This is a genomic window from Nonomuraea sp. KM90 (assembly GCF_052246675.1).
Classification (GTDB): Bacteria; Actinomycetota; Actinomycetes; order Streptosporangiales; family Streptosporangiaceae; genus Nonomuraea.
Map to the genome: position 1 here is coordinate 1 of NZ_JBQQCB010000208.1, position 11,222 is coordinate 11,222.

The window sequence follows — 11,222 nt, forward strand, 5'->3', positions numbered from 1 at the left end:
TGGTGCTCGCCCGGCTCCTCGCCCAGGCCACCGACCAGGCCGTCGAGACCGTCCTTGAGCTGCTGGAACGTCTGGAGTCCGACCGAGCCCGCATCGTCGCCCGCGTCTTCGGCGGCGCCGACCTGGGGCGGCTCCGCTCCGTGGAGCTGGGCGGCCTGGGGGACGCGCATCAGGGCGGGCGCTCCGTGGGGCTGCTGGCCTTCGAGAGCGGCGCCCGGCTGGTGTACAAGCCGCGTCCGCTCGCGGCACATCGCCACGCCAACGACGCCATCCGCTGGCTCGACGGCCGCCTGCCCGGGTACGGGCTGCGGACGCTGGCCGTCCTCGACCGGGGCGCGTACGGCTGGCTGGAGTTCGCGCGGCACGCGCCGTGCGAAGACCGCGACGGCGTCGCGCGGTTCCACCGCAGGCAGGGCGCGCTGCTGGCGTTGCTGCACGCCCTGGACGGCGCCGACTTCCACTTCGAGAACCTCATCGCCTGCGGCGACCAGCCCCTCCTGGTGGACCTGGAGGCGATCCTGCATCCGGCCGTCCACGAGCGGGCGCGCCCCGACCCGGCCCTGACGGCGCTGGACGAGTCGGTCGCGCGGGTGGGCCTGCTGCCCAGCGTCGTCTGGAGCGAGGACGGCGGCGCGGCCGACCTCGGCGGCGTCGGCGGGGACGCCGGGGCTGTGCTCCCGTACAAGACCGTGCGGTGGGCGGAAGCCGGGACGGACGAAATGCGGCTGACCCGCGAGCACGAGGTGCTTCCCGGCAGCAGGAACCGGCCGGTGCTGGCGGGGCGGGCGGTCGGCCCCGGGCAGTTCGCACAGGAATTGCGCGAAGGCTTCCGCACCGCCTACCGCGCCATCGCCGCCGGACGGGACGAGCTGGACGGGCTGTTGGACGCGTTCGCCGGCGACACGGTCCGGGTGGTGATGCGGGCGACGCAGCTCTACGGGACGCTGCTGCTGGAGTCGACACATCCGAACGTCATGCGCGACGCGCTGGACCGGGACAGGGTGCTCGACCACCTGTGGGCGGCCTCGACGGACGACCCGGCCCTGCTGCGGCTCGTCGAGACGGAGATCGCGGACCTCTGGGCGGGCGACATCCCTCTCTTCACGACCCGGCCGGGGTCCAGGAGCGTGTGGGGCGGCCGCGGCGTCCGGTTCGCCGAGATGCTGGGGCAGGAGAGCCTGGCGCACACCCGGACGAAGATCGCCGGAATGGGGGAGCACGATCTGGCGGTGCAGGACTGGGTCGTGCAGGCGTCGATGGCGACCCGCTCGGACCGTCCGGCCCCGGAACCGATCCCCGACCCGCCCACGACGCGGTCTCCCACGGATCGGTCTCTCACGGATCGGTCTCTCACGGAGGCCGATCCCGGCCGGGCGCTTGAGGCCGCGTACGGGATCGCAGACTCCCTGGCGCAGCTCGCTCACGCCGCCGGCGAGCGCGTGAGCTGGCTCGGCATCGAACCCGTGGCGGAGAACCGGTGGGCGATCAGGCCGTTGGGGCTCGACCTCTACAGCGGCACGACAGGGGTGGCGCTCTTCCTCGGGGAGCTCGCCGCGCTCTCGGGCGAGCAGCGTTACGCGGACCTGGCCAGGCGGGCGCTGTCCGGAGCGGTGACCGCCGCCGACCAGGTGACCTCGTACCCGGCCGGCCCGCCCGACGGCCTGTCGTGCGGGCCGTTCGACGGGTATCTGGGGCTGGCGTACACGCTGGCCCGCCTGGGGCCGGTGCTGGGTGAAGGAGATCTCGTCGGGCCGGTCGAGCCGCTGCTGGCCGCCGTGGTTCCGGCGATCGCCCGCGACGAGGCGCTTGACGTCGTCGGCGGGGCCGCGGGCGCACTGGCCGCGTCGCTCGCGATCCTCGACGCGACCGGCCTGCCGATCGCGGCACGGCTGGCGAGAGCGAGCGCCGACCGGCTGGTGGAGACCGCCGAGCGGCAGGACCGCGGCGTGGCCTGGCGTGGCGGCGTCCCAGCCGTACACCCCCTGACGGGCTTCTCCCACGGGGCCGCGGGCATCGGCTGGGCCCTCGCCCGCTACGCGATCGCCACCGGCGAGCGGCGTTACGCGCGCACCGCGGACGCCGCCTTCCAGTACGAGCGCGCGCAGTTCGATCCGCGCCTGGGCAACTGGCCGGACCACCGCGACAAGCCCGACACGCTCGGCGGCGACCCCGGACATGTCCAGGCGTGGTGCCACGGCGCCCCCGGCATCGGCTTGTCCCGCGCCGACCTGCTCTTCCGCCACGCCACGCGACCCTCCGGCGACCCCGGGTGGCCCGGTGCGGACACCGCGTCGCTCGCGGGGGATCTCGATCGGGCCCTGGCCTCCTACCTCGCCACTGCTCCCGGCTCGACCGGCCACAGCCTGTGCCATGGCGAGCTGGGCAACCTCGACCTCCTGACCACCGCCATCGCCGCCGGCCGGACCGAGCTGACCTCGGAGCGCGATCGCAGGCTGGCCATCGTCCTGGACCAGCTCGCCGCCGGCCCCCGCTGCGGCACGCCCGTCGCCGTGCCGATCCCCGGCCTGATGACCGGCCTGGCCGGGATCGGCCACGGCCTCCTGCGCCACGCCTTCCCCACGCGGGTGCCGTCGGTCCTGCTCCTCCAGGCCCGACCACGAGAGCGGTCCTGACCACAAGCAGGCCCGACCACGAGAGCAGTCCCGACCACGAAAGGAGTCGCCCGGTGCGCCGTCGTGTCCCGCTCCGCCGCCAGTTGACCATGAACGAGTGCGGCGCGGCCTGCCTGGCGATGGTGCTCTCCTACCACGGCAGGGACACCCACGTCGCCGAGTGCAGGGAGCTGCTGCGGCCCGGTAGGGACGGCGTACCCGTCACCGCGCTGGTGGCGGGCGCCGAGCACCACGGCCTGCGGGCGAGCGTCGAACGAGGCCCGGAGCCGTTCGCCGGGCCGCTGCCGGAACCGGCCATCGCCTACCTGAGCGGGCACCACTTCGTCGTCGTGACCAACGTGACGGACGGCCACGTGGAGATCGCCGACCCGCGTGCCGGTCACCGCCGCCTCACCCGCGCCGCGTTCGCGCAGGAGTACGGCGGCGTGATGATCAGTCTCACGCCCGGCCCCCGCTTCGAGCGGCGGGCCGCGCGTGCCCGGCCCGTCATGGTGCGGTACCTGCGCGAGTTCGTCGGCGTGCCGGGCGGGCGACGGCTGCTCGCCGTCGTCCTGCTGCTGAGCGCCGCCCTGCAGACGCTCGGGCTCGCGCTGCCGCTGGCGACGAAGGTGGTCGTCGACCAGGTGATCCCCGCCGGGCGTGACGACCTGCTCACCGTGCTCGCCACCGCGGTCCTGGGCACCGCGCTGACGTACGGGCTGCTCACCCTGGTGCGCTCGCGACTGCTGCTGGCTCTGCGCGCCCGCGCGGACCGGCGGCTGACCGGACGGTTCGTGGCCCACCTGCTGTCCCTGCCGCTGGACTTCTTCCTGCAACGCAGCCGCGGTGACCTGCTCATGCGGCTGAGCAGCGTGTCGGCCGGCCGGGACGCCGTCACCCAGCAGGTGCTCGCGCTGGGCCTCGACGCGGTGCTCCTCACCGGGTACGTCACCGCGCTCGCGTTCCTGTCACCCTGGTACGCGCTGGCCATCGGCCTGCTGGGTGCCGCGCAGGCCTGCGTGACGCTCGGCTCCTACCGCCGCGTCGGGGCGCTCTCCCGCGACGAGCTGGCCGCCCGCACCGAGGAGTACGGCTACCTGGCCGAGGCGCTCCAGGCGATGCTGCCGGTCAAGGCCAACGGCGTGGAGGCGCGGGCCCGCCTGCGCTGGGGTGAGCTGTTCGCGGCCTACCAGGCGGCGATGATCCGCAGGGGCGTGGCGACCGCCTGGTTCGAGGGCGCGCATGCCGCGCTGACCCTGCTCGCCCCGCTGGCGCTGCTGTGCGGCGGTGTCTGGCTGGTGCTCTCCGGACAGCTCTCCCTGGGCACCATGCTGGCCGCCAACGCGCTCGGGCTGTCCGTGCTGGCGCCTCTGCAGGGGTTCGTGGGCGTGGTTCAGCTCCTGTCGATGCTGCGTGGGCAGGTCGAGCGCATCTACGACGTGCTGGACTCGGCTCCCGAGGCGAGCGGGCCGCTGGTGCTGCCCGCCGGACGGCCGACCTCCTTGGCGGCGCGGCGGCTCACGTTCAGGTACGGGCCGCGAACCCGTGCGGTCCTGGACGACGTCACCTTCGACGTCCCCGCGGGGGCCAAGCTCGGCGTCGTCGGACGTACGGGGTCGGGCAAGAGCACCCTGGCCCTGCTGGTGCTCGGGCTGCTGCGGCCGGACAGCGGCGAGGTGCGCCACGACGGCGTGCCCGTCGGAGAGCTGGACCTGGGCGAGCTGCGCCGCGGCTGCGGCGCGGTGCTGCAGGAGCTGTCGCTGTTCAACGGCTCGATCAGGGACAACATCACGCTCGGCGACCCTGACACGGCCGACGCCGACGTCGTGGCCGCGGCCAACATGGCGGGGCTGCACGCCGACGTCACGCGGCTGCCGATGGGGTACGAGACGGCGGTCGGCGAGGGCGGCGCGGCGCTGTCGGCCGGGCAGCGGCAGCGGGTGGCTCTCGCCCGTGCCCTGGTCCACAAGCCCCGGCTGCTCATCCTCGACGAGGCCACCAGCCACCTGGACCCCGAGACCGAGCGGCGGGTCGACGCGGCGCTCTCGGCGCTGAGGGTGACCAGGATCGTCATCTCCCACCGGCCCAGCGCGATCCGCAACGCTGACGAGATCGTCATGCTCGACGCGGGCCGGATCGTGGCCCGCGGCACGCACGAGGAGCTGGCGGCGGCGCCCGGACCGTACCGGGAGCTGTTCGGTGACGCGCCGGCCGCGACGCCGGTGGGCGGATGGCCCGCGGGGGGCGACTGACGTGATGCGTCGCACACCGGAGAACCCGCCGGGACGGAGGAGAGGAGGAGGCGACAGCGACGACGTCCCGGGACCGGCCCGGCGGCCGGTGCCCGGACGGGTGGCGCCGATGGCGTCCCACCCAGCTCACACCAGGGATACAGGAGGTGCTTGATGGATAATTTCACGCTGGTCGAGCAGTGGAAGTCGGGCGAGGGTGGCCCGGGCTCTCCCGCGGGCGAGATCGTGCTACCGGAGTACGGCGGCAAGGAGGCGCCGGCCGTGCCGACCCTCGGATGCACGTTCCTCATCTGCACGCTCCCCACCGGCTGTAACCCGTCGCTTTGGTTCGGCTGCTAGCGGGGCTGCTCCCGCGCCAGGCCGGTGGCGGTGCGTGCGCCGCTACCGGCGCTGGTCGCCGGACATCAGGTGGGCCAGAGCGGCCCGGGTGGTGACCCCGAGCTTCTGGAACGCCTGTGCCACGTGCGACTCGACGGTGCGCGGGCTCAGGTAGAGCTGCTCGGCGATCTGGCGGTTCGTCAGACCCCGCGCCACCAGCTCGGCGATCTGCCGCTCCCGGCGCGACAGCTCGGCGGCGCCCCCTCCCGATCGCCGGGGCTGCCGCGCGCTCATCCGCCGCTGCTGCCTGTCCGCCTGATCGGCCAGCCAGGACGCGCCGCACGTGGCGAACAGCTCCCTGGCGTGCCCGATCTCCTGTCGCCCGCCGCGGAGGTCGCCGAGGCGCGTCTTGATCTCGCCGAGCAGCATCCGCGTCTGTCCCTCTCCCATCATCAGCCCCGTCGCGGCGAAGATGTCCACCGCGGCGCCGGCGGTGCTCGCCGCGTGCTGATGGTCTTCCCGCGCCAGCGCGATGACGGCCTCGGCCCGCAGGACGGAGCCCTGCTGCGCCGGGGGAGCGCCGGACGCCGCCACCGCGACGGCCCTGCCGTGCCACTCGGCCGCCGCGCCGAGGTCGCCGGCGGTCGCCTCGGCCTGGGCCCGCATGGCGAACGTGGACGGCGCGTGCGGCCCGAACCCGACGGGGTCGGTCGGCACCCGTGCGGCCAGCAGCCGCCTGCACGCCTCGACCCGGTCCAGCGACATCAGCACCTCGGCGAGTGTGCTGTCCACGATGCCGCGCCACCAGGCCGAGCGAACGGCGTGCCCGGTGAGCAGCTCCTCGACGAGCGCGGTGGCCCGCTCAGGTCCCGCCCGCCACAGGAGTGGCCTGGACAGCGCGGCGCGCACGAACGTCACCAGATCGGGCCCGCCCGCGTACTGCATGATGTCCTCGGCCTCGTAGCCGTCGTTCATGGCCTCGGCCACCTGCCCGAGCCGGGCGCGGCTGGCCACCCGCACGACGGACATCAGCGGGATGACGTCCTGCCTGCCGGATCGGCGGGCCACCCGCATGCCCCTGTCCACGTGCCGCAACGCGTCGTCGTGGCGGTCGACGAGGAACTCGGCCCAGGCCAGCGGCGCGATGATGGACAGGTCGGAGTGCAACTCCGGCTCGCTCAGCGCGTCGGTGACCGCCGCCGCGCGATCCAGCAGCCTGCACCCCTCGCGGAACTCGCACCGGTAGAGCTTGCTCACCGCGAGCAGCGTGTACGCCACCGCGGAGACGCCCCGCCGGGTGCCCGCGTCCATCAGCCGCAGTGCCTGCGCCGCGCGTTCGCCGCCGGCGTCCCAGCGGCCGTCCAGCAGCTCCGTGGCGGCCAGCTCCACCATGAGCTCCGCCCGTACCGAGGGCCCGGCTTCGGCCTCCGCCCTGGACAGCTCGGACAGCAGGACGGCGCGTGCCTCCGGCAGCAGGCCGAGCGCCCGCTCGGTGGAGGCGAGCAGCTCCACGACATGGTCGTGCTGGTCGTGGTCGGCGCGGAGCAGATCCCGCAGCAGCGCCCGGCTCTTGTCCAGCCGGCCCGTCGTGCGCAGGGCCTCGGCCAGGATCAGGCGCAGCTCGTTGCGCAGGGGATCGTAGCCCGGCTCGGCGGGCAACGCCTTGAGCGCGGCGCGTACCCACCGGATCGCGGTCGTGGGGACGGTGGCCAGCGTCATCTGCGCGGCGTCGCACAGCAGCCGCGCCCCGTCGAGGTCGCCGGGGTGGATGGCGTGCTCCATGTGGCCGGCGCGCTGGATGAGGGAGCCGCCGTGCGCGTCGAGGTGCTCGGCGGCGCGGCGGTGCGCCGCGATGCGCCAGGCGGGGCCGGCCATGTAGTAGGCCGCCGCCCGGATCAGCGGGTGGCGGAAGCCGAGGTCGGAGCGGAGCACCCGGTGTACGACCAGCAGGTCGAGCGCGGCCTCGACGGTGGCGGGGTCGAGCTCGCACACCGCGGCCACGAGCGCGCTGCCCGCGCCGTCGCCGCCCACGGCGAGCCCCTGCGCGACCAGCCGCGGCACGGCATCGAGATGCTCCAGCTCGGCGGCGATCAGCCGCTGCAGCCCGGTCGTCACGTCGGCCCGGTCCACGATGGCGGGGATGTCCCGCATGTCGATGTCGCCTTCCATCTCGGAGAGGATCTCCAGGAAGAGCGGGTTGCCGCCGCTGGCCGCCGCCAGCTTCTCCCTGCGCGGGCGGGAGGGCTCGGCGGACAGCCAGTCGGCCAGGTCGGAGCCGGACATCGGGCCCAGCGTCCAGCGCTCGGGCGGCGGGTTCATCGCGCCCAGGGAGCGGATCAGGGTGCCGGACAGGGAACCGGTGCGGTGCACGATGCAGATCACGACGTGGGCGTCGGGAGGATGGCGTACGAGATGGTCGAGGAGCTCCACGGACCCGCCGTCCGCCCACTGCACGTCATCGAGGAGCACCAGCAGCCCGGCCGGTTCGGCGGCCTGCTCCAGCAGCGCGCGCACCCGGCGGTGGCCGCGGTGGCGCTCGATGCCGGTGCCGGACGGATGCGCTCCGCCGAGCAGCGCCTCGCGCGCCCGGGCGAGCGGCGCGGACGCGCCCGCGTGCCGCTCGGTGTGGGCGAGCGCGTCGAGCCACAGCCCGAACGGCACGCTGCGCTCGAACTCCGTCGCCCGACCTTTGATCGTCGGAACTCCGCTGTCGTGCGCCACCTCGGCGAACGCCGCGAGCAGCCGCGACTTGCCGATTCCCGGCTCCCCGCTGACCGCTACGAACGATGGCTTCCTCTCGGGCGCCAGGAGTTTGGCCATCCTGGCGGCTTCGGCTTGACGTCCGATCAACCGCTGCGCCATGACTCGTGATCATCGCACGCGCGCGGGCTTTTGCGGGTTAGCGGTTTTTGACCATTTGGTGGATGACTTGGCGTGCAACAAGGCCATGGATCGGGTTGTGGCGCTCCGGTCACCACTGGGTGAGGAGGCATCGCCGCCCCCCTCCCGCCCCGTCCGCCTCGCCGAAGCCTGGCGGCGGCGCCGTTGACGAGCGCGTAGCGGACGGCGGACGTGCCGCCGGCCGAGGCGGCCGGGCACATCGAGGGGATGAGATCTCGCTGGCCAAGAACCGGCACATCAGCGGATTCGGTGCCTGACCGGCCCGATTCTCAGTGGTTTCAGCTGGCGACCGGTACTCGTTGATGAGGCCGCGGCTGAGCTCGTCGCTGAGTTGCGCTCGAAGTGACGGGCACCAGCAAGCTGCGGCGGCCAGGCGTGCGGTCGCTGCGTACATGAGATTCCGGCAGGGGGCCGATGTTTCCGAGCGCCGCGGTCAGTTCGGGGGGATCACGGTGAGGACGGTCTTGCCGGTGGCGCCTCCGGCGTCGATGTGGCGGTGCGCCTGGGCGGCCTGTGCCAGCGGCAGTTGCCGGGACACGCTGATCTTCAGTTTTCCGGAGTCGGCCAGGTCGGCCAGGTGTTCCAGGCCGCGGTAGTCGGGCTCGACGATGACGGGCGCCACTCGCAGGCCGCGCTCGGCCGCCTCCTGCGAGACGTCCAGCCCGCGGGGCAGCGGGATGAGCAGTCCGCCTTCGGCGAGCACTTCCAGTGAGCGGCGGCGGGTGTCGCCGCCGACGAGGTCGAGCACCACGTCCACGGGCTCGATGGTGTCCTCGAACGCGACGGCTGTGTAGTCGATCATCTCGTCGGCTCCCAGTGAGCGCACGAAGTCGTGCTTGGCGGCGCGGGCGGTGCCGATCACGTACGCGCCTCGCGCGTGGGCGATCTGTACCGCCAGATGGCCGACGCCGCCGGCCGCCGCGTGGATCAGTACGCGCATGCCGGGCCCTACGTGGGCGGTGTCGATGAGGGACTGCCAGGCGGTCAGCCCTGCCAGCGGCAGGGCAGCGGCCTGAACGTGGGACAGGCTCGCGGGTTTGCGGGCGATCTGGCGGGAGCGTACTGCGACGAACTCGGCGTAGGTGCCGGCACGGTGCGGGAAGATCGGCATGCCGTACACCTCATCGCCCGGCTGGAAGCGGGTGACGCCGTAGCCGATCTCCTCCACCACGCCCGACAGGTCCCAGCCGGGGATGAACGGCGGGGAGCCCACTTGGGGGGCGAAGCCGCCGCCGGCGCGGGTCTTGCCGTCGATCGGGTTGACCCCGGCGGCATGCACCCGTACCAGCACCTCGGTGACCCCCGGTTCGGGCCGCGGAACCTCAGTAAGCTGCAGCACCTCCGGCCCGCCGTAGGCGTGCTGGACGATCGCCCGCATGGTCGCCGTCATGACGTACTCCTCCTGTGAGCCCTGCGGCCGCGCCGGCCCGCTACCGATCGGTCAGGGAAGTGGCCGGGCCCGGCCACCGCTGGTGTCGCCAGAGCCGGACGCCTGGTGCCGATCGTCCACCCGCATGGGGCCAAGAATTCCACGGGAGCGTGGACCCGCCCCCGCCATATCCCCCCGTGTCTCGGAAAGTCACTCTCACGGGCGAGTCCAGCATTCCGAACACTCTCCAGCGGCCCCGCCCCGGGCTGTGACACGGGGATCGGGCGGCCTGGCCACCCCTCGGTGGGGCGCGTCGAAGCAGGCGGCCCCCGGCCTTCCCCGCCCGGTTCGAGCCTGTGCGCTGCCGATGCCGGAGCGAGCGCCGAGCGGAAAATTGACTGTTCGTTCCAGATAAGACTAATCTGCGCTGCATGGCACGGGTGAGGGAGTTCGACACGGAGGCCGCGCTGGAAGCGGCGATGTCGGTCTTCCGCCACAAGGGCTACGAGGGCACCTCGGTGCAGGACCTGGTCGACGCCACCGGGGTGGGCCGCGGCTCCCTCTATGCGGCGTTCGGCAGCAAGGAGGGCCTGTATCGGGCGGTGCTTGACCGTTACCGGGAGCGGTACGCGCTCCCTCTGGTCGACCTGCTGCGCAGCGGCACCCCGGCACGGGAGCTGATCCGCGACATCCTGGTCGATCTGGTGGAGACCATCCTGCGCGACGGGCGCGAGCAGGCCTGTCTGATCGTCAGCGCCGCGACCGAGCGGCTGTGCCACGACCCCGAGGTGGCCACGCGGGTGGGGGCGACGACCTCACTGCTGGAGGACGAGCTGACCGAGGTGATCGCGGCGGCCCAGGCCCGCGGCGAGCCGGTCGGCATCCGCGACCCCCGGGACTCGGCGAGGCTCATCATGACGCTCATTCATGGGTTGCGTGTCACGGGGGCGATCAACCCCGATCGACGGCACCTGATGAGCATCGTGGAGGCAGCCCTGAGCTGCCTTGACTGATGATTCACGCCCTTAATCTGTAACGAACATTCAAGATATTTGCCGTCGATAGCCAGGAAGGCCATGCCATGGACCACAGCGACACGCTGCAGCGCCGCTCCGACATCCAGGCCGGGGACACTCCGTGGGCGCTCAGGGCTCCCGCTGCGCGAGTGGCCGATCGGCCGGGCGCGTTCAGGAGCCGGCGGTGAGGGCCGTCGGCGCGTTCGGCTTCGGCGGACCCGAGGTCCTGCAGGTGGTGCAGGTGCCTGAGCCGCATGCCGGACCCGGCTGCGTACGCATCCGCGTCCACGCCGCCGCGGTCAATCCGGCGGACACGCTCATGCGTGCCGGACAGGTTCGCCTGCCCGGCGTGCCGCCGCCGTACATCCCCGGGCAGGACGCCGCGGGCGTCGTGGACGAGATAGGCCCCGGCACCGCCACCGGCCTGCGGGTGGGCGACCGCGTGATGGCCATGGTCATGCCGAACGGCCCCGGCGGCGGCGCGTACGCCGAGCACGTGGTCCTGCCCGCTTCCTGGGTGGCCAGGGCGCCGGCCGCCGCCGGCCACGCCGAGGCCGCGACCCTGCCGTTGAACGGTCTCACCGCGCGCCTGGCGCTCGACCTGCTCGCCCTGTCACCCGGCCAGACGCTCGCGATCACCGGCGCGGCCGGCGCGGTCGGCGCGGTCGGCGGCATGCTGATGCAGCTGGCGAAGGCCGACGGGCTGCGGGTCGTCGCGGACGCCGCCCCTGCCGACCGCGACCTGGTCCGGTCT

7 protein-coding genes are annotated in these 11,222 nt (G+C 73.5%); 5 read left to right on the top strand and 2 right to left on the bottom strand.

The genetic code is table 11. The features are described 5' to 3' along the window. The 3 genes from ACTWPW_RS60550 to ACTWPW_RS60560 all read left to right on the top strand — a co-directional run. Positions 1 to 2,633: type 2 lanthipeptide synthetase LanM family protein (locus ACTWPW_RS60550; protein ID WP_443174467.1), on the top strand; the 2,633-nt coding region annotated here is incomplete at its 5' end. Between the two features lie 53 nt (positions 2,634 to 2,686). Beyond that, positions 2,687 to 4,864: a peptidase domain-containing ABC transporter gene (locus ACTWPW_RS60555; protein ID WP_443174468.1), complete on the top strand. Its 2,178-nt coding sequence runs from the start codon at positions 2,687 to 2,689 to the stop codon at positions 4,862 to 4,864. Between the two features lie 153 nt (positions 4,865 to 5,017). Then, positions 5,018 to 5,203 carry a hypothetical protein gene (locus tag ACTWPW_RS60560; RefSeq protein ID WP_375112720.1) on the top strand — a complete coding sequence of 62 codons (186 nt, stop codon included), beginning with the start codon at positions 5,018 to 5,020 and terminating at the stop codon, positions 5,201 to 5,203. 42 nt (positions 5,204 to 5,245) lie between these two features. Here ACTWPW_RS60560 and ACTWPW_RS60565 read toward each other — a convergent pair whose 3' ends face one another. Next, the gene (locus tag ACTWPW_RS60565) at positions 5,246 to 8,044 is read right to left on the bottom strand and encodes an ATP-binding protein (RefSeq protein ID WP_375112719.1); all 2,799 of its coding nucleotides are present in this window, start codon (positions 8,042 to 8,044) and stop codon (positions 5,246 to 5,248) included. A gap of 472 nt (positions 8,045 to 8,516) precedes the next feature. Beyond that, positions 8,517 to 9,473 (bottom strand): NADP-dependent oxidoreductase, encoded by a 957-nt coding sequence (locus ACTWPW_RS60570; protein WP_443174469.1) that lies wholly within the window; start codon positions 9,471 to 9,473, stop codon positions 8,517 to 8,519. A 410-nt stretch (positions 9,474 to 9,883) separates the two neighbouring features. On the opposite strand from ACTWPW_RS60570, the gene ACTWPW_RS60575 reads away from it, so the two are divergent. Together ACTWPW_RS60575 and ACTWPW_RS60580 are read left to right on the top strand one after the other, a co-directional pair. After that, positions 9,884 to 10,465 carry a TetR/AcrR family transcriptional regulator gene (locus ACTWPW_RS60575; protein ID WP_375112717.1) on the top strand — a complete coding sequence of 194 codons (582 nt, stop codon included), beginning with the start codon at positions 9,884 to 9,886 and terminating at the stop codon, positions 10,463 to 10,465. 187 nt (positions 10,466 to 10,652) lie between these two features. After that, a partial coding sequence (locus ACTWPW_RS60580; protein ID WP_443174470.1) for an alcohol dehydrogenase catalytic domain-containing protein occupies positions 10,653 to 11,222 on the top strand: 570 nt, incomplete at its 3' end.